Origin of the sequence: Aerococcus tenax, from assembly GCF_003286645.3 — a bacterium.
Lineage (GTDB): Bacteria > Bacillota > Bacilli > Lactobacillales > Aerococcaceae > Aerococcus > Aerococcus tenax.
Genome location: NZ_CP127382.2, coordinates 972,682 through 991,859, shown reverse-complemented (window position 1 = coordinate 991,859; position 19,178 = coordinate 972,682). Strand labels below are relative to the sequence as shown.

15 protein-coding genes are annotated in these 19,178 nt (G+C 39.2%); all 15 read right to left on the bottom strand.

The annotated features are described in order from the left end of the window. Positions 1-5 precede the first annotated feature (5 nt). Positions 6-1,922: an ABC-F family ATP-binding cassette domain-containing protein gene (locus DBT50_RS04780; RefSeq protein ID WP_111853204.1), complete on the bottom strand. Its 1,917-nt coding sequence runs from the start codon at positions 1,920-1,922 to the stop codon at positions 6-8. Positions 1,923-1,994: 72 nt separating this feature from the next. Further along, on the bottom strand, positions 1,995-3,677 hold the full coding sequence (locus DBT50_RS04775; RefSeq protein ID WP_111853203.1) for a formate--tetrahydrofolate ligase: 1,683 nt from the start codon (positions 3,675-3,677) through the stop codon (positions 1,995-1,997). A gap of 248 nt (positions 3,678-3,925) precedes the next feature. Continuing rightward, a complete protein-coding gene (locus tag DBT50_RS04770; RefSeq protein WP_111853202.1) occupies positions 3,926-4,996 on the bottom strand; it encodes a baeRF3 domain-containing protein in 1,071 nt (356 codons plus the stop codon). A 101-nt stretch (positions 4,997-5,097) separates the two neighbouring features. After that, positions 5,098-5,439, bottom strand: coding sequence for a type II toxin-antitoxin system PemK/MazF family toxin (locus DBT50_RS04765; protein ID WP_070560232.1), 342 nt, complete (start codon positions 5,437-5,439; stop codon positions 5,098-5,100). Then, positions 5,439-5,660: a type 2 periplasmic-binding domain-containing protein gene (locus DBT50_RS04760; protein WP_060778226.1), complete on the bottom strand. Its 222-nt coding sequence runs from the start codon at positions 5,658-5,660 to the stop codon at positions 5,439-5,441. The genes DBT50_RS04765 and DBT50_RS04760 overlap by 1 nt, the downstream gene beginning before the upstream one ends. Positions 5,661-5,729: 69 nt before the next feature. Next, positions 5,730-7,550, bottom strand: coding sequence for a translation elongation factor 4 (lepA, locus tag DBT50_RS04755; RefSeq protein WP_181566078.1), 1,821 nt, complete (start codon positions 7,548-7,550; stop codon positions 5,730-5,732). 217 nt (positions 7,551-7,767) lie between these two features. Continuing rightward, positions 7,768-8,928: a molecular chaperone DnaJ gene (dnaJ, locus tag DBT50_RS04750; protein ID WP_060778225.1), complete on the bottom strand. Its 1,161-nt coding sequence runs from the start codon at positions 8,926-8,928 to the stop codon at positions 7,768-7,770. Between the two features lie 71 nt (positions 8,929-8,999). Then, positions 9,000-10,817, bottom strand: a complete 1,818-nt coding sequence (gene dnaK / locus DBT50_RS04745; RefSeq protein ID WP_070560238.1) for a molecular chaperone DnaK — start codon at positions 10,815-10,817, stop codon at positions 9,000-9,002. A gap of 21 nt (positions 10,818-10,838) precedes the next feature. Further along, entirely contained in the window at positions 10,839-11,501 is a 663-nt protein-coding gene (gene grpE / locus DBT50_RS04740) for a nucleotide exchange factor GrpE (protein ID WP_111853201.1), read from the bottom strand. 4 nt (positions 11,502-11,505) lie between these two features. Beyond that, entirely contained in the window at positions 11,506-12,576 is a 1,071-nt protein-coding gene (gene hrcA / locus DBT50_RS04735) for a heat-inducible transcriptional repressor HrcA (RefSeq protein ID WP_060778223.1), read from the bottom strand. A gap of 310 nt (positions 12,577-12,886) precedes the next feature. Then, positions 12,887-13,843, bottom strand: coding sequence for a riboflavin biosynthesis protein RibF (ribF, locus tag DBT50_RS04730; protein WP_111853200.1), 957 nt, complete (start codon positions 13,841-13,843; stop codon positions 12,887-12,889). 27 nt (positions 13,844-13,870) lie between these two features. After that, on the bottom strand, positions 13,871-14,782 hold the full coding sequence (truB, locus tag DBT50_RS04725; RefSeq protein ID WP_111853199.1) for a tRNA pseudouridine(55) synthase TruB: 912 nt from the start codon (positions 14,780-14,782) through the stop codon (positions 13,871-13,873). A 14-nt stretch (positions 14,783-14,796) separates the two neighbouring features. Beyond that, entirely contained in the window at positions 14,797-16,587 is a 1,791-nt protein-coding gene (gene recQ / locus DBT50_RS04720) for a DNA helicase RecQ (RefSeq protein ID WP_111853198.1), read from the bottom strand. 203 nt (positions 16,588-16,790) lie between these two features. Then, positions 16,791-18,272 (bottom strand): aldehyde dehydrogenase family protein, encoded by a 1,482-nt coding sequence (locus DBT50_RS04715; protein WP_111853197.1) that lies wholly within the window; start codon positions 18,270-18,272, stop codon positions 16,791-16,793. 88 nt (positions 18,273-18,360) lie between these two features. Beyond that, positions 18,361-19,167, bottom strand: a complete 807-nt coding sequence (locus tag DBT50_RS04710; protein ID WP_111853196.1) for an ABC transporter ATP-binding protein — start codon at positions 19,165-19,167, stop codon at positions 18,361-18,363. Positions 19,168-19,178: the final 11 nt, after the last annotated feature.

Below are 19,178 nucleotides of genomic sequence, written 5' to 3'. Positions count from 1 at the left end.
TTAGCTTAAGGTTTCAATTCACTCAGATACTCCCAATATTCCATTTTTCCTAGCAAATCATTTTCTTTGCCTTCTTTTTCTTTTTGCAACTCAGATAACTTTCCGTAGTCAGATCCATTTGCTAGCATATCATTTTCTATTCTTTGGATATCAGTCTCTAACTGATCGATTTGACTCTCAATAACTTGCCAATCTTGCTTTTCTTTATAGGTCATTCTCTTCTTACTGCTTTGAATAGTGTCAGAGTCATTACTTTTATGTGTAACTTCAACTTTTTGTCCTGAACTTTGTTTTGAAGAATGGCTACTTTTAGCTTTTTCTTTATGCTCACTTTCATAGTCCGTGAAGTTTCCAAAAAATAGTTGACAAGATTTGTCCTTATGAACAATTAATAATTTATCAACCGTTTTATCTAAAAAGTAGCGGTCATGGCTAACCGTCAACATCGCACCCGGAAATTGAGCCAGGTAATCCTCTAAGACTGTTAAAGTATCAATATCTAAATCATTGGTAGGTTCGTCTAGGAATAAGACATTAGGCCGTTCCATTAATAATCGCAAAAGATACAAACGTTTCTTTTCACCACCAGACAATTTAGCAATTAATTGCCCATGGCTTTCCCGGTTAAATAAAAAAGTTTCTAACATTTGCGATGCTGACAGTTTACGTCCATCATCATAGACAATTTCATCAGCAACTTCACTAATATAGTTAATTAGTCGCTTATCTTCTGGTAAATCAGTAGGAACTTGTTGGAAATAAGCAATCTTAACAGTAGGTCCAATGTCAATCTGTCCGCTTAAAGGAGGGATTATTCCCGCAATGGTATTTAGTAAGCTGGTCTTACCGACACCATTTTCACCAATAATACCAATGCGGTCCCGATTTTGGATTAGTAAATTAATATCTTCAAGTAAAGGCTGGCGGCTATCATAACCCACACTAACGTCTTCTAGAGAAATAACTTTTTTTCCTAAACGTTCTTGATCAAAGTCTAGTTGAACGGAACCTTGAAGAGACCGGTGCTGATTTAAATCCTCTTTAAGATCATTAAAACGATTAATACGGGCCTGTTGCTTGGTAGATCTGGCCTTAGCCCCTTGGCGCATCCAGGCCAGTTCCTGCTTATACAATTTCTTTTGCTTGGCTTGATTAGCGGCTTCAACATCTAACTCAACGGCACGTTTGTTCAAGTAATCTTGGTAATTTCCCTGGTATTCAGTCAGTTTCCCTCTATCTAAGGCAAATACCCGTTGGGCTACCGTATCCAGGAAGTAACGGTCATGAGTCACAATAACCACTGATTTTTTATAATTATTAATATAATTTTCCAGCCATTTGACCATTTCAAAATCCATGTGGTTAGTCGGTTCATCCAATAATAAAAGATCAGGTTCATCAATTAATACTTTAGCCAATCCCAACCTGCGTTTTTGGCCCCCGCTTAAATGCCCTACCTTTTGATAGAGATCCTTGAGTTCCAACTTAGTAAGGATAGTTTGAATATTTGTATCTAACTGCCAAGCATCTAAGCGATTCATTTCGCTTTCCCAATGTGAAAATTTCTTTTGTTTCTTTTCATCATTAGGATCTTGAGATAGAGCCTGTGTGGCTTGTTCATAGGCTTTAACTGTTTTGACTAAGGGGCTATCTCCAGAATATACCGCTTCAAAGAGGCTTTGCTGATCATCTAAGTCTGGATTTTGACTAACTAAACCGATGGAATAATCGTTACTATGTTCAATCGTTCCGCTATCCAAATGATCCTTACCGGCTAAAATTTTTAATAAGGTGGACTTTCCTGATCCATTGGGGCCGATCAAGGCAATATGGTCGCCTTCACGAATTAAAAAAGATACCTCATCAAGTAACTGCTTGATGCCATATGTTTTACTCCAATTTTTAGCTAAGTAATCTTGCAAAATAATCGCTCCTCTTTTAACTTCTGTTCCATTCTAGCACAACTCATAGACTTGGGCATAGTCAGCGAATTGCTAGAAAAGTCCACTAATCTTTCCTTGATTATCAATGGACATCTTGAGAGCAGCTGGTTGCTTAGGTAAACCTGGCATGGTTAAAACGTTACCCGTCAAAGCAACAATGAAGCCTGCCCCTAGCTTGGGAACTAACTCACGAATATGTAGGGTGAAATTCTCTGGAGCACCTAGCAATTTAGGATCATCACTCAGAGAATATTGGGTTTTTGCCATACATATCGGTAAATGATCCCAGCCGTTTTTCTTAATAGCCGCTAATTGTTTCTTAGCCTCGGCTGAATATTCAACACCCTCCCCACCGTATATTTTTTGATTAATTACTTGAATTTTTTCTTCAATACTCTTTTGATCAGCTTGATAAAGGGGTTGGAAGTGAGTATTTTGCTCTCCATCAATGGAGTCGATCACGGCTTGACCAAGGTCAAGCGCCCCTTGACCTCCTTTTTCCCAGACATCTGCCAAGTAAGAAGGCGTCTCCTCTTTTTGACAGAGCTCTTTTATCAGTTCAATCTCTTCGTCAGTATCGTCCTTAAAGTGATTAATAGCTACTAAAACAGGGACTTGGTAGGATTTCATAATTTGAATATGTCGACCTAGGTTAGCAAAGCCTTTTCTAACTGCCTCGAGTCTTTCCTCTAAAGCGGCATTTTTATCCAAATTAGGATTGCCGTGATGTTTTAGGGCTCTTGCAGTAGCCACGATAACTACGGCATCGGGAGATTTTTCTAAGATAGGAACCTTGATATCCATAAATTTCTCGGCCCCTAAGTCAGCTCCAAAGCCAGCTTCAGTGATCACATAATCTGCTAAACGAAGAGCTGTATCGGTTGCAATCACTGAATTGCAGCCATGGGCAATATTAGCAAAAGGTCCCCCATGGATCAATGCTGGCGTATGTTCTAGGGTCTGTACTAAATTCGGTAAAATAGCATCCTTCATTAATAAGGCCATAGCACCAGAACAGCCTAAATCTTTTACTGTAACCGCTTCTTGGTCTCGAGTATAGCCAATCACAATTTTATCGAAGCGTTGACGTAATTCATCAAGATTTCTAGAAAGGCAAAGGATTGCCATAATCTCTGAGGCAACAGTAATATCAAAACCATCTTCGCGTACATAGCCATTACCAGGACTCCCCAGACCTACCACAATATGACGTAGCACCCGGTCATTCATATCCATGACCCGTTTCCAGGTAATCCGTCGGCTATCAATACCTAACTGGTTCCCCTGTTGAATGTGGTTATCAATAATTGCTGATAGAAGATTATTAGCTTGAGTAATCGCGTGTAGATCACCGGTAAAATGTAAATTAATATCTTCCATAGGCACAACTTGGGCATAGCCTCCACCAGCTGCCCCGCCTTTTAATCCCATTGTCGGTCCCAGTGAGGGTTCTCTTAGGGCAATCATGGTTTTTTTATCTAAGCGTCTTAGGGCATCACCTAAGCCAATAGTCAAGGTAGATTTTCCTTCGCCTGCAGGGGTAGGATTAATCGATGTTACTAAAATTAGCCTACCTTTTTTATTATCTTTTAATTTTTCAAGGGCTTGATGGTTAATTTTAGCCTTATCATGGCCATAAGGAATCAGATCCTCTTCGTTTAAATTGACTTCTTTGGCAATCTCTTTAATAGGTAAAGACTTATTAGCTTGTGCAATTTCGATATCCGTTAACATGTTATAACCTCATTTCACTGCTTAGTAGTTAAATTATACTATAGGAATTTAACTTGAGCCTTAAGAAAATAATTTTCTATTTTAAAATTAAAAACTTAAGCTTTGACTATGTCGATCAGGGAAAGGAGCTCCTATTTTAACTACGGTATTAACCAAGAAAAATGGTGTCGATGAGGAATTTAAGTCCTCAATCAACACCAGAATTTCATATCCAGTTAAACTTAGTCCCTATTAATAAGCTCATTCTCCTAATAACGTAACAAGGCATAAGTAGACGTCTCTGAAACCGAGCTAGCAGGAATAACTGAAATCTCCCCACTATTTATAATGGTTTGATGGATTAATTTATCAATCAAACTCGCATAAGTCGATGACTCTCCATAGAATATTACTAGCTCAGCAATCCGTCCTTCTTTAGCGGCAAGCTGAATATCCTCAACTTCTTCCATAAGGAGAGAAGCTCCCCTAGCCTCTTCAATTTTATCTTCTATGGTTCTAACATTGTCTTTGGCTAGTGGTGAAAGAGTCTCAGCTAAAAGCTCTTTAATTCTTTGGTGGTTTTCGCCGCTAATTGGCTGCTCAATCGCTGTATCCAAGTAAGCCTTCGATGAAGCTTCCTTTTTAAAGGCAGCAATATTCTCCTTGGTTCCAGCTAATAATATTTTTCTTTCCACATCCTTAGCCAGTTTGTCGAATTCTTGATCTAGGTAGCTGAAATATTTATCACGATCTCTTTCGACTTGGGCGGATTTGCTTTGATTAGAATGAATAGACCCTTGCCCCCTAGATGTCGTTTGTTTGTTTTCAGAATCATTATCATCATAAATATCGTAAAATGAACTTTTGATTTCATCAATTTCAGTCGGTTCATAAGAATACTGGTCAGCTAAGTATAATTGGACTTGGTCTTTAGCAATATCGGCCAAAATCACATCAAAAGCTTCCTCATAGTAAGCTAATAAGGGAACCAAATGGAAATAATCTCCTACATAGGCGATTTCTTCTTGCTCTTGCCGTAATCTAAAGATCTCAATCAACTGTTCACTAGCTAGTATCACCAAGCCTTCTTTATTTTTTTGCCAAAAATCGACTTTTTCATCAATTAATTTAGACAAATGATCAAAAGTCCCTTGCCAATCACTATCGGGATAATTAGTCTCTAATTGCGTCTTGACTTCATTGAGTAAATTTTCATAACGGATAGGATCCTGCTGATTTTCTGGAGCAGCTCGATGGGTTGGCATATACAATGAAATTTTCGGGCTCCCCTTTTCAGCATTGGCTTTAACTACACGATATAAACGTTTGTCGACAGTCATAGTAGTCTCCTTTCCCTTAAGCGCTTTAACTTCTATATCTACTATAAAATAAATATTGGCTTTTTACTAACGGAAAGGTTTACTTTAAAATACTCAAATGGTTAAAAATCAAAATTATATTGAATCAGTTGTTTAATAAGATGGAAATCTTTCTTAGACAATCTTTCGATGTATTGAATTTCTCTTCCACCAGCTTCAGTCACATCTAAAGAATACATTTGCTGGGTCATCACTTGACCTGTAGTTTGGTAGCCCTTTAGTCTTAAATGGGTTTTAAGTTTCCTTTTTGTATTGGTTATCGGGCAGACAATGACAAAATGGGTGGCATGGTTGTAGTCATCGGAGGAAACGATTAAAGCTGGCCGGCGTTTTTGAATTTCGTGACCTTTGGAAGGGTTAAAATTAATCCAGACAATGTCTTTTTGCCGTGGTTGGTAGGCCATCAGTCCACCTCCTTATGATCATAATCATCCCAGGCCTCTCCCAGGTAAAATTCCCCATCACAAGCATGACGATAAGGGTTATCTACCCGTGGAAGTAAAATAAAGCTATCTTCTTGGTCATCATTTTCCTTTAAAGTCCATTGACTATATTCTTTAAATATTTCTTCATTTGGCAGCAGTAAAGCAGGCCCCTCTTCAGTGTGAATAATTTTTAAATCCAAAACTTAGCCTCCTCATGTTTAATTCTTCAGGTGAAAAAAGACCGCCTAAGCAGTCTTTTTTCTTTAACTCTATTTCTCATCATCCATATCCAAGATGGCCAGGAAGGCTTCCTGAGGCACTTCAACAGATCCTACTGCCTTCATGCGCTTCTTACCTTCTTTTTGTTTCTTCAACAGCTTCTGTCTTCTGGTGACGTCACCACCATATAACTTGGCAGTAACATCTTTTCGATAAGCCTTGATCGTAGTGCGGGCAATAATTTTATTCCCAATGGCTGCTTGAACAGGCACTTCGAACATTTGCCGTGGAATCACTTCTTTTAATTTTTCGGCTAGTTTACGTCCGCGGTCATAGGCAAAATCACGGTGAACGATAGTACTCAAGGCGTCGACAGGTTCTCCGCTCAGTAAGATATCGAGTTTGACTAAATTGCTCTTTTGATAACCGATCAGTTGATAGTCAAGCGAAGCATAGCCCTTGGTGCCGGATTTTAGACGGTCAAAGAAGTCAAAAATCACTTCATTCAGGGGCATTTCATAAATAATATTCACCCGAATATCATCCAGGTATTCCATGTTGACAAAATTTCCCCGCTTTTGTTGGGCAAGTTCCATGACATTTCCAACAAAATCCTTAGGTACCATAATTTCAGCACGGACGTAAGGCTCTTCAATCCAATCGATTTGGGTATTATCTGGCATTTCAGAAGGGTTGGAGACTTCTACCATTTCCCCATCGGTTTTATAAACATGGTAAATAACCGATGGTGCGGTCATGATTAAATCAAGGTTGAAATCACGTTCGAGTCGTTCTTGAGTAACATCCATATGGAGCATACCTAAGAAACCACACCGATAGCCAAAACCTAAAGCTTGGGATGATTCCGGCTCAAAGGTTAGAGAGGCGTCGTTTAATTGCAGCTTTTCTAAGGCTTCTCTAAGGGCAACATAATCAGCAGAATCTACTGGATATAGACCACTATATACCATAGGCATCATGGGACGATAACCAGGTAAGGCTTCTGCTGCAGGACGATCCGCTAAAGTCACAGTATCGCCCACCTTAGTATCTTGGATAGTCTTGATACTTGCAGTAATATAGCCAACATCCCCTGCCATTAAATAATCCCGACTAATGGGGTGAGGCGACATAATTCCTAGGTCAGTGACATCAAACTGCTTACCATTACTCATTAATTCAATGGTATCACCAGGTTTTACTATGCCGTTTTCAATCCGCACACTAAGAACGACTCCCCGATAAGAATCATAGACGGAGTCGAAAATCAATGCCTGGAGAGGCGCTTCGATATCCCCTTGGGGAGCAGGTATTTTAGTCACAATTTGTTCCAGGATTTCCTCAATACCAATCCCAGTCTTAGCACTACACAAGACCGCCTCGCTCGCATCAATACCAATAATATCCTCAATTTCAGTTCTAACATATTCAGGATTAGCTGCAGGTAGATCGATCTTATTGATGACTGGCACTAACTCTAAATCATTATCCACTGCTAAATAAGCATTTGCCAAAGTTTGAGCTTCAATCCCTTGAGCCGCGTCAACCACCAAAAGCGCCCCTTCACAGGCTTGCAGACTCCGTGATACTTCATAGGCAAAATCGACGTGCCCCGGAGTATCGATCAAATGGAAGATATATTCTTGGCCATCTTCTGCTTGGTACTCTAATTCAACGGCATTTAGTTTAATAGTGATGCCACGTTCTTGCTCTAAATCCATGGAATCAAGTAGTTGATCATGCATTTCCCGGTCAGAAACCGTCCCAGTCTTTTGCAAAATACGGTCAGCTAAGGTTGACTTACCGTGGTCAATATGGGCCACAATCGAAAAATTTCTAATGCGTTTCTGTCTTTCTTTTAATTCATTCATATCAATTGCTTTTGTCACTCGTTTGCTCACTTCCTTATCTAATCTATAAAGAGTTCACCCTTCATTATAACATATAGCCATGGAGAGATCAGATGATATCTAAAACAAACCATTAAAAAGTTCTAGTAAAGCTAAAGCAAAAACCGTAACCTTCCTAGGAAGAAGATTACGGTTTTTAGATGATTAAAATCAATTAAAAAATTCAACCTCATTTTGCTTATGAAAAGGCATCTTTAATTTTATCAAAGAAATTCTTCTCTTCTTCAGTGACATTATTTCCTGATGCCTTTGCATAGTCACGAAGAGCAGCCTTTTGTTTGTCATTGAGATGTTTAGGTGTAATGATCTTAATATTGACTAATTGGTCTCCATTGCGGTCACGATTTAAAACTGGAGCGCCTTTACCCCGTAAGCGGATAGTATCTCCGCTTTGTGTACCTGCAGGAATCTTAAGGTTCACTTTGCCGTGAACGGTTGGAACCTCAACTTCATCACCCAGAGCGGCTTGGGCAAAGTTTAGAGGCAAGTCAATACTGATTTGTGACCCTTTGCGTTGGAAGATATTACTTTTAGCTACACGGAAAACCACATAGAGGTCCCCAGCTGGACCCTTATTGTAGCCAGCTGAACCTTGTCCGGAAAGACGAATCGATTGCCCATCTTCGACACCTGCTGGAACCTTCACTTTAACCGTATGGGTCTTCTCTTCTCGACCGCTTCCTTGGCAATTAGTACATGGGTCTTCGATAATTTTACCTTCACCTTGACACTGGCTACAGGTGGTTTGACTAGCCATTTGTCCAAATGGGGTATTTCTTACTTGTTGAACGACCCCTTGTCCATTACAGGTTGGACAAGTTTTCTTCGACGTTCCCGGCTTAGCACCAGAGCCTTCACAAACCTGGCAAGCTTCTTCGCGTTTATATGAGATCGTTTCTTCTTTACCAAAGATAGCTTCTTCAAAGCTTAAATCCATGGTGTATTGTAAGTCATCCCCACGGCGAGGTGCAGTCCTAGACCGTTGGCTAGCAGACGAGCCAAAGCCACCGAAGCCACCTTGACCACCAAAGAACTGATCGAAGATATCTTCAAAGCCAGAGAAACCTTGTCCTGAGTAGGATTGATAACTTCCATTGCCAAAGCCACCGAAGCCACCATTTGCACCAGCATGACCAAACTGATCATATTGTTTCCGTTTGTTTTCATCACTTAAAACTTCATATGCTTCCGTTACTTCTTTATATTTTTCTTCAGCACCGGGATCATGGTTTAAATCAGGATGGTATTTTTTTGCTAGTTTACGGTAAGCACGCTTGATATCTTTCTGGCTGGCGTCTTTACTGACACCTAAAATGTCATAGTAATCTCCTTTAGCCATATTTTACCCCCTTATCCTCGATACAGTAGTTTGTCCCTGCCTTAAGCCAGGGACAAGCCTACTATAGTCGATTATTTATCGTCATTTACTTCTTCGAAGTCACCTTCAACGGTACCATCATCATTATTATCTTGATTTTCATTTTGGCCCTCTGCTTGGTTAGCTTCGTAAAGTTTTACCGTTAATTGTTGCAGAACTTCCATTAATTCGTCCTTCTTAGCCTTCATCTCATCAGTATTTCCAGCTTCTTGGGCAGCCTTTAATTCGTCTTTTAATTGGTTGGCTTTATCAATATCTGCTTGATCTGCTTTACCTTCAACATCTTTAGTAGTTTTTTCAGTTTGATGGATGATTTGTTCAACTTCATTCTTCAATTCTGCTTCTTCTTTACGCTTGTTATCTTCTTCAGCGTTAGCTTCAGCATCTTTCATCATGCGGTCAATTTCTTCATCGGTTAAACCGGAATTAGATTGAATGGTAATCGCTTGTTCTTTACCAGTGCCTTTGTCTGTCGCTGAAACATTAACGATCCCGTTTTTGTCAATATCAAATTTCACTTCGATTTGAGGAACACCACGAGGAGCTGGGTTAATATCGGTTAATTGGAAACGACCTAAAGTCTTGTTGTCAGCAGCCATAGGACGTTCACCTTGTAAAACGTGGATATCTACAGCGGGTTGGTTATCTGCAGCCGTTGAAAAGACTTGGGATTTAGAGGTTGGGATAGTCGTGTTCCGATCAATTAATTTGGTGAAGACCCCACCCATGGTTTCAATACCTAAGGATAGTGGAGTAACATCGAGTAAGACAACGTCTTTAACGTCACCAGTAATCACACCACCTTGAATAGCAGCACCCATAGCAACCACTTCATCAGGGTTAACACCACGGTGTGGGTCTTGGCCAGTTAATTCTTTAACATGGTCAACCACTGCCGGAATACGGGTAGAACCACCAACTAAAATCACTTGGTCAATATCTGACTTGGATAAGTCAGCGTCAGCTAAGGCTTGTTGAACGGGTTTAGTGGTCCGGTCAACTAAGTCATCAGTAAGTTCGTTGAATTTTGCCCGAGTTAAGGTTAATTCTAAGTGTAATGGGCCACTTTCACCAGCAGAGATGAATGGTAAGCTGATTTGTGTAGAAGTAACTCCGGATAAATCCTTTTTCGCTTTTTCTGCAGCATCTTTGAGACGTTGCATAGCCATTTTATCATTGGAAAGATCGATCCCATTATCCTTCTTAAATTCTTCAACTAAGTAATCCACAATGCGTTGGTCAAAGTCATCCCCACCTAATTTATTATCGCCGGCAGTAGATAAGACTTCAAAGACACCGTCACCGAGTTCTAAGACAGAAACGTCAAAGGTCCCGCCACCTAGGTCAAAGACTAGGATTTGTTCATCTTTATCATCTTTGTCTAAACCATAAGCTAAAGCAGCTGCAGTAGGTTCGTTAACAATCCGTTCAACTTCTAAGCCGGCAATTTTACCAGCATCTTTGGTTGCTTGACGTTGAGCGTCATTAAAGTAAGCTGGCACAGTAATAACAGCCTTACTTACACTTTCTCCTAAGTAATCTTCTGCGTAACCTTTTAGGTATTGTAAGATCATAGCAGAAATTTCTTCTGGGGTGTAATCTTTGTCATTGACATGAACCTTGTAACCGGATTCCCCCATATGACGTTTAATCGAAGCAACTGTATTCGGGTTTGTCACCATTTGGCGTTTAGCGACTTCTCCTACTTGAATTTCGCCATCTTTAAAAGCTACTACAGAGGGTGAAGTACGATTGCCTTCTGGGTTAGTAATGATTACTGGTTCTCCACCTTCTAATACTGAAACGGCAGAGTTTGTAGTTCCTAAGTCAATTCCTATAATTTTACTCATTATTTATTATCTCCTTTTTTATTATTGTGCAACGACTACCATAGCTGGTCTTAAGACACGGTCTTTGATGACATAGCCTTTTTGATAGACTTCAACTATAGTATCTGATTCTTGACCGTCATTAGCAGGGACAGATGAAACGGATTGATGGAAGTTAGGATCAAATTTTTCACCTTTAGGATCAATCGTTTTAATTTCTTCATCATTAAAGGCACTTTGAATACTTTCCAGTACCATTTCAATGCCGCGTTTCATACTGCGACTGGCTTCATCATCTGCTTCAATAGTCAAGGCCCGTTCTAAGTTATCAACTGCACCTAAGAGTTTTTCAGCTAAATGTTGGGAACGGTACTTAGCAGCATCTTGTCTTTCCTTATTATTTCTTCTTTGAATATTCTTAATTTCCGCAGATAAGCGAAGAATTTGATCATTTTTGTCTTCAAGTTCTTTCTTTATACTTTGAAGTTCACTCTCTTTTTCATTCTCATGGACTTCTTTATCTTCTTCTGCGGTTTTATTTTTCTCATCATCAGCCAGGTTTTCTGACTCATTATCCTTATCGGCTTTATTATTTTGATTTTGTTTCAAATCTTGAGCCTTGTTTTTATCCTGGACTGACTTTTCATCTTCAGTTATATTTTCTGGGTCAACATCCTGATTGTTCTTATCATGAACTTTGCTCATCTGTTTACCCCTCCTCTTTATCATTTTTATAATATGAATCGATATAGTGATTGAGCTGTAGTCTCACACCTTGAAATAGTTGAGCCATACGCAGGTAAGACATATTTTCTGGGCCGAGAATAGCCACAGAAATCGTTTGTTGATCATTATTACCACCAACAAAATTGGTAGCCATAATAGATAAATGATTGAGGCCATCAGCCTGCATATCCTTACCTACCTTCACTTGAATCCCTTGATCACCAGGATCAATGAGTGTATCTAATAAGTTAGGGTTAGCAAATAGACGATTTAAATTCTCTACCTGTTGATAAGCATCACTTTGATAGAGATGGTTATAAAGATTTGCCTTACCTTTAACAAAGACGCGTGAAGCATCCATTTTTTTTAGTAAATCTTCGATTATACTTCCTTCATAAAGTAAACGTCGAATTGATTCATCAAAATAGGACATATAGTTACTTTTCAGGCGTACAAGAACACTAGGAAGACTTAAACCAATTAAATCACGGTTAATTATATTTGCCATATCCTCTAAGGCTTCCATAGATACACTGTCTGGCAAACGATAGATTTGCGTTTCCACTGTACCTTCTTCTGTCACTAAGACAAGCATCACTTGCCGGCTAGTTACCGGTACAAAGCGAAAGCCAGCTAAGTGATAATGGTAAGCGTCAGGTCCTAAAGAAATCGCTACATAGTTAGTTAGCTCAGCTAAAAGTTCAGTTGAGCGATTGACAATTTCATCTAAGGCCAAGTAAGGTGATTGAAATATTTCACTCACCTTTTCATTTTCCGCTTCACTTAAACCACTATCGATAATTCCACCGTTCTTGGGAAGAATATAATTAATGTAGAAACGATAGCCGGCTTCAGTGGGCACTCTTCCGGAAGACGAGTGCATCTTTTTAATCAAATCAAGTTTTTCAAGTTTTGCCATATCATTTCTAATAGTTGCAGAACTTGCCTCAAGGCCAGTCAGTTTTAGAATCGATTTAGAGCCAATCGGTTCTTCACTTTGACTATAGGCGTCAATAATCGCTTTTAAAACAATAATTTGTCTTTTACTTAACATCTTATCACCTCTTTTAGCACTTGACAGCTCCTTCTGCTAACATATCTATATACTAACATGGTTAAGTGCATATGTCAATAAAAGTCAAACTGTTTTTCAAAGAATTTCCTAGTCATTACAATTCCTATTTTGATCTTTAGCAAAACGATTTCATAGATAAAGTTAAAAGATAGCCCTTATTTAGTAATAACAGCTGGCAGTGATAGATAACTTACTAGCGACTCAACCTTTACCTTGGATCGGTCCCTAGCCGCATAAAAAATGACAAAATAAAAAAGTTGGCAAAATCAACACCAACTTTTTAGAGAATTTAATTTTGATAATTTTCATATTTTTGTAGACGACTTAGACAGTCACTTTTATCTTGATTCAACTGTTCCACCATAGCCTCTACACTAGAGAATTTCTTTTCACCCCGTAAATATTCGTACCAAAATACCAGCATTTCTTCACCATAAATTTCTGATTCAAAATCAAACAAGTTAATTTCAATGGTCTTGTCATTATCATCACCAAAAGTGACATTATATCCAATGGAAGCCATCCCCCAGAATAGCTGATGGTTGATTTGACATTGAACCAAATAAACACCAACTTTGGGAATTAAAGTACTGGCCTGGGTATAGATATTAGCCGTTGGAAAGCCTAGGGTACGGCCTCGTTTAAAGCCGTTTATAACTAAACCACGGAAGAAGTAAGGATAGCCTAGAGCCTGGTTGGCTTCTTCCAGTGATCCCTCAGTCAGCTCCTTACGAATCTGTTTGGAAGCAATTTTATTATTATTTTCATTCAATACGGGGACTTCAATAATTTTGAAGCGATCTTCAGCATAGTCTGGCAAGTTTTTCATATTGGCTATGGCTTTAGCTCCATAGGTATAATCAAAGCCCGCAACAACTACCTTAGCATTTAAACCAACTAGATAATTATCAACGAAAGCTTTGGGGCTTTGATTAGAAAAGGCACTGGTATAATCAACTAAGTAAACCCGATCTACCCCAAAAGTCTCAAGTAAAAGCATCTTTTCTTGATTTTGCGTCAGGTATTTCATTTGATTAGGGTGAATGTCTTGATTAACAATTAAAGGTGAAATATTAAATGTCATCACTGCTAATGGAAGCTTGCGTTTGAAGGCTTCCTTCCTTGCAGCTTTAATCACTGCTTGATGGCCACGATGGACGCCATCAAAAAAACCCAAAGCTAAAACGATGCCCTCATTATTTTTAAGATTCTGATCTATGGGATGATGAATGGTTATTACTTGCATAAGACACCTCATTGTTAAAGTCATCAGTTATATCAGCATTTTTAACGGTTTCATTTGTTCTTCATCACTAGGATGTTGTCCATAAATAGCCATGAGTCCTTGCTGGCCATAAAAAGCTACCGGCAATTGGTCTCGATATTCTTCGGCCAAATTATTTTTATTTAAAACCGCCCCGTTGCTGACGAGTTTTTCTAATTTGCCACTAATCTCAATATGAACTAAGTCTTGGATCAAAAAATCGATGGGAAAAATAAAATCATTTTTTCCTTGACTAATTTGATCTTCAATTTCAGATAAAGTAAAGCATTGTGATTGGGTAAAGGGGCTCGAGGCTATCCGACTAAGGTCAGTCATGGTCGCAGCATAGCCTAGTGCCTCTCCTAAGTCTGAAGCAAGGGTCCTCACATAGGTCCCCTTGCCACAACGGACGCGAAAATTAAAACTTTGCACTTGCTGGTCTTGATCGTATCGGCAGGGCTTTATAAGGTCAAATTCATAGACATTAACCAGTCTTTTCGGGCGGTCAACCTTCTCACCATGGCGGGCATAGTCATATAACTTTCGACCGTTAACCTTAACAGCAGAATACATGGGAGGGACTTGAGTAATTGTACCTAACATGCTATCCATAGCTTTTTGAATAAGCTGTCCATCGACAGCTTCCTTCACAGGCGTTTGGCGAACAATTTTTCCGTCCAAATCTTCTGTTTCTGTTTGAAAACCTAAGGTAATTTCTCCTTGATAGACCTTTTGCTTATCAGTGATCCAATTAGCCATTTTTGTCGCCTTATTCACACAAATTGGCAATACGCCACTCACATTGGGATCCAAGGTACCGGTATGGCCCACCCGCCTGGTCTTTAACAATTTTCGTAAGGCATTGACACAATCGTGACTAGTCATCCCTCTTTCCTTCCATAAAGGAATTATGCCATCCATGGCTTCACCTCCTATTATTTAATACTTACAAAATCTTCGATTAACTGACAGAAGTCATCTGCATATTTATCTGCCTTTACTGGACCTACTCCGCTAATATCAAGAAATTCCTGATAGTTCTTAGGCTTTATTTCCACCATATCAAGGAGACTCTGGTTATTAAAAATAATATAGGCAGGAACATTTTCTTCACTAGCTAAACTATAGCGTAATTCACGAAGTGCTTCAAATAATTCTTCATCTTCTGGCGATAAATGATCAGTCAATGATTGAGCTTTCTGACTAGTCTTCGGTTTATTTTCTGATCGAATATAGGCAGATTCTTTAATATAAAGGCACTTATTTCCTTTTAGAATTGGGAGCGCCTTTTCCGTAAGGCTAAGTCCCTTATATTCATTAACCGCCAAGACCCCTTCAGAAATTAATTGAGAAATAATATTCTTAATTGTTTGCTCATTCATGTCTTTTAACAAAGCATAGGTTGATAATTGGTCAAAGTGTTTGTCTTTAATTTTTTGGAGTTTTTTACCTTTTAAAACATCTGTGACTAGGGTCATGCCATAAGGATAAGCCATTCTAACAATACAAGAGAGGATCATTTGTCCTTCTCGACTGACATCAATCTTTTTGACTTGCTGCAAACAATTGGAGCAATTTTGGCAATGGTCAGGAGCTTCCTGACCGAAGTAGGCTAAAATGTGTTGTCTCAAGCAGGAAGAGGTCGTTGCATAATTAATCATATCATTTAAGCGACCTTCACTAGTGGGATCATTGCTTTGACTAATTAAAAATTTAGCGGTCAAGATATCCTTGGGGCTGTAGAGAAGAATGGCTCTAGCCGGCAAGCCGTCTCTGCCTGCCCGGCCTGCTTCTTGGTAGTAACTCTCTAAATTAGTGGGCAAGTTATAATGGATCACGCGCCGAACATCAGGTTTATCAATTCCCATCCCAAAGGCATTGGTTGCCACAATAATATTAGTACGCTCATAGATAAAGTCATTTTGCGAAGCCATACGGTCTGCTGGGCTCATTCCCGCATGATAAGCGCTCACCGGAAGTCCTTGGTCTCTTAGCCATTCACTCAAACGGTCAACAGTTTTTCGAGAAGAAGCATAAATGATAGCTGCTTCTTCTTTATCTATTAAATCAATTACAGTCTTCTTCTTGGATTCTGGTTCCATAACCTCAAAAGTCAGATTGGGACGATCAAAGGAATTAATGAGGACATAGGGGTTCTCAAGAGCCAATTGATGAATAATATCCTGTTGAACCCGATTGGTAGCTGTGGCTGTAAAGGCACTCACAACCGGTCGGTGATTTAACAGACCAATAAAGTTAGCAATCTCTCGGTAAGAGGCTCTAAAGTCGTGTCCCCATTGGGAAACACAGTGGGCTTCATCAATAGCTATTTGATCTAAGGGTAAGTCATTCGCTAATTGTAGAAAAGACTCGCTCTTTAACCTTTCTGGTGATACATAAATCAGCTTGACTTGTCCAGAATTGATCCTATCCAGGACAGCAAAATAATCCTCACTGGATAGACTGGAGTTGAGATAGACACTATGAATTCCATGTTCATTAAGACTATCTACTTGGTCCTTCATTAATGAGATTAAAGGAGAGATTACTAAAGTAATACCAGGTAAGATTAAAGCAGGTAATTGATAGCAAATTGATTTGCCTCCGCCAGTGGGTAGAATCCCCAAACTATCGCGACCAGCTAGAATACTCTCAATGAGTTCCTTTTGTCCGGGGCGAAACGTTTTATAGCCAAAATATTTTTCCAAAGCATGCTCAATTAGCATAGAAACCTCCCTCTCCATCACGTCTTTTTATTATAACAAATTTTCTAGAGGCTTAGGGATATTTCACCTTTAAGATGCAAAGAAAAAAGACTAGAAGTGCTACAACTTGTCTCTTTAAGCAAGTGAAGTAGCACTTTCTAGTCCTTGTTGTTTTACTATTTAATTAGCTTTTCTAGGACTGTTTCGATCAACTTAGACAATGATTAATACATGCCTGATCTGCCATCAGCTAAATTAATATAGATATTTTTCGCTTGAGTATAGGCATTAAGAATCATTTTATGAGTTTCTCGACCAATCCCTGAATCCTTGTAGCCCCCAAATGGTGCCCCAGCTTCAAAGCTATTATAGGTATTAATCCAAATTCGTCCTGTTCTTACTCCACGAGCTACCTTAAAGGCTGTGTCTAAGTTTTTAGTGAAAACACCGCCTGCTAAACCATAATCACTATCATTAGCAATACGGATGGCATCTTCGACATCTTTAAATTTAATCACAGTAGCAACGGGACCAAAAATTTCTTCTTGAGCCACCCGCATATTGTTGTCTGCTAATAATAAAGTGGGTTCAAAATAATAGCCCTTTTCAAGGTCTCCTTCTGAAGCTGAATGACCACCGGTAATAATTTCAGCTCCTTCAGCTAAAGCTACTTGAATGTATTCGCTCACCTTTTGATGTTGGGCTTGACTAGCTTGGGCACCTAGTTGGGTGTCCTTTTCCCAAGGCAAACCAACTTTCACCTTTTTAAATTCTTCTTTTAAGCGACCGATAAATTCATCATAAATCGATTCTTGCACTAAAATTCGTGATCCTGCTGAGCATACTTCCCCTTGATTGAATAAGATACCCAATTGAGCTCCTTCTAAGGCTTGTTCCATATCCATATCTTCAAAGAAAATATTGGCCGATTTTCCGCCTAATTCCAGGGTAGCTGGGATGAGGTTTTCAGCTGCTGAAATCCCTACTTGGCGGCCAACCGAAGTTGACCCGGTAAAGGCGATTTTATCAATATCTGGATGGTGTTGGAGGTATTCGCCACTCTTTGAACCACTCCCAGTAATAATATTTAATACGCCCTTGGGTAAAAGATCATTGATTAATTTAGCTAACTCTAAAACGCTTAGAGAAGTGGAAGAGGAGGGTTTTAATACAATAGTATCCCCTGCTGCTAAAGCTGGCGCTATTTTCCAGGCCGCCATTAAAAAAGGAAAGTTCCAAGGAATAATCTGGCCGACAACGCCAATTGGTTCCCGGAGAACCATGGATAAGGTATTGTCGTTTAACATTTTAAAACTATCTTCCTCGCTACGAATAACACTAGCGAAGTAACGAAAATGGTCAGCTGCTAAAGGAATATCAGCTCCTTGGGTTTCTCGAATCGGCTTACCATTATCCATCGTTTCAATCAAAGCCAAACGCTCTTGGTTATCTTCGATAACTTTAGCAATTTGATTAAGAATTTTGGCTCTTTCTTTGACATCCGTCCTTCCCCATTTAGGAAAGGCTTGACGGGCAGTGGCAACAGCTTGATTGACATCTTCCTCAGTGGCATCGGTAATTTCAGCTAATTTTTCGCCATTTGCCGGGCTAAAATCTTCAATCGTGTCTTGCCCACTGCCATTAGTCCATTCACCATCAATTAACAATTGATAACGCTTTTCAAGTTTAAGGTCCTTAATATCCATTGTTATCTCCCTTTCATCTCAAAATACAGTTAAAAATGTAATCTCAGTATACCTAAAAAGCGCTTTCATTAAAAGAATTCGGCTTTACTTAATTAGCTAATAATAACTCATCATTATTGAGACTTTCACCGACATTATGATGGAAGAGTTGTAGTAAGTCGTCAATGCTACAATTTTCTTTCTGTTCTCCAGAGATATCAACAACTACTTGGCCATCATGAAGCATGATTAAACGATTGCCATAAGTTAGCGCATCATTCATATCATGGGTGATCATTAAAGTAGTTAATTGATACTCGCTGACCAAGTCTTGGGTTAAAGACATTACCATTGCACTTGTGCGCGGATCTAAGGCAGCCGTATGCTCGTCAAGAAGTAATAGTTTTGGAGTTTGTAAGACAGCCATAAGTAAAGTTAAGACTTGATGTTGGCCCCCTGATAATGAGCTTACCTGTTCTTGCATACGGTTTTCTAATCCCATGCCTAAGGTACTTAAACGGGAGCGAAATTCTTCGCGCATATCTTTTGTAATAGATGTTTGAAAGCTGCGCTTGTGTCCTCGCTTATAAGCAATGGCTAAGTTTTCTTCTACGCTAAGGGATTTCGCTGTGCCCATTTGTGGGTCTTGGAAGACCCGACTAATCATTTTTGCGCGTTTATAAGCTGGTAAAGCAGAAATTTCACGGTCGTCTAAATAAATCTGTCCAGAGCTCAAGGGAATCGTTCCGGCAATAAGATTCATCATGGTTGATTTTCCTGCGCCGTTGCTGCCAATAACACTAATAAAATCGTTATCTTTAATCGAAAGATTTAAATCTTTAATGACCTGATGGGGTTTACTCGATTGCGTTTGAAATACCTTATTTAAATTCTTTAATTGAACTAATTCATTCATGATCATTTTCC

Excerpts from the sequence above, each read along its gene's own strand:
- DBT50_RS04770 (WP_111853202.1), bottom strand. The coding sequence starts at position 4,996 with ATGACTGTCGACAAACGTTTATATCGTGTAGTTAAAGCCAATGCTGAA.
- dnaK (WP_070560238.1), bottom strand. The coding sequence starts at position 10,817 with ATGAGTAAAATTATAGGAATTGACTTAGGAACTACAAACTCTGCCGTT.
- hrcA (WP_060778223.1), bottom strand. The coding sequence starts at position 12,576 with ATGTTAAGTAAAAGACAAATTATTGTTTTAAAAGCGATTATTGACGCC.
- DBT50_RS04765 (WP_070560232.1), bottom strand. The coding sequence starts at position 5,439 with ATGGCCTACCAACCACGGCAAAAAGACATTGTCTGGATTAATTTTAAC.
- grpE (WP_111853201.1), bottom strand. The coding sequence starts at position 11,501 with ATGAGCAAAGTTCATGATAAGAACAATCAGGATGTTGACCCAGAAAAT.
- DBT50_RS04775 (WP_111853203.1), bottom strand. The coding sequence starts at position 3,677 with ATGTTAACGGATATCGAAATTGCACAAGCTAATAAGTCTTTACCTATT.
- dnaJ (WP_060778225.1), bottom strand. The coding sequence starts at position 8,928 with ATGGCTAAAGGAGATTACTATGACATTTTAGGTGTCAGTAAAGACGCC.
- truB (WP_111853199.1), bottom strand. The coding sequence starts at position 14,782 with ATGGATGGCATAATTCCTTTATGGAAGGAAAGAGGGATGACTAGTCAC.
- DBT50_RS04715 (WP_111853197.1), bottom strand. The coding sequence starts at position 18,272 with ATGGATATTAAGGACCTTAAACTTGAAAAGCGTTATCAATTGTTAATT.
- lepA (WP_181566078.1), bottom strand. The coding sequence starts at position 7,550 with ATGAATGAATTAAAAGAAAGACAGAAACGCATTAGAAATTTTTCGATT.
- ribF (WP_111853200.1), bottom strand. The coding sequence starts at position 13,843 with ATGCAAGTAATAACCATTCATCATCCCATAGATCAGAATCTTAAAAAT.
- DBT50_RS04710 (WP_111853196.1), bottom strand. The coding sequence starts at position 19,167 with ATGAATGAATTAGTTCAATTAAAGAATTTAAATAAGGTATTTCAAACG.
- recQ (WP_111853198.1), bottom strand. The coding sequence starts at position 16,587 with ATGCTAATTGAGCATGCTTTGGAAAAATATTTTGGCTATAAAACGTTT.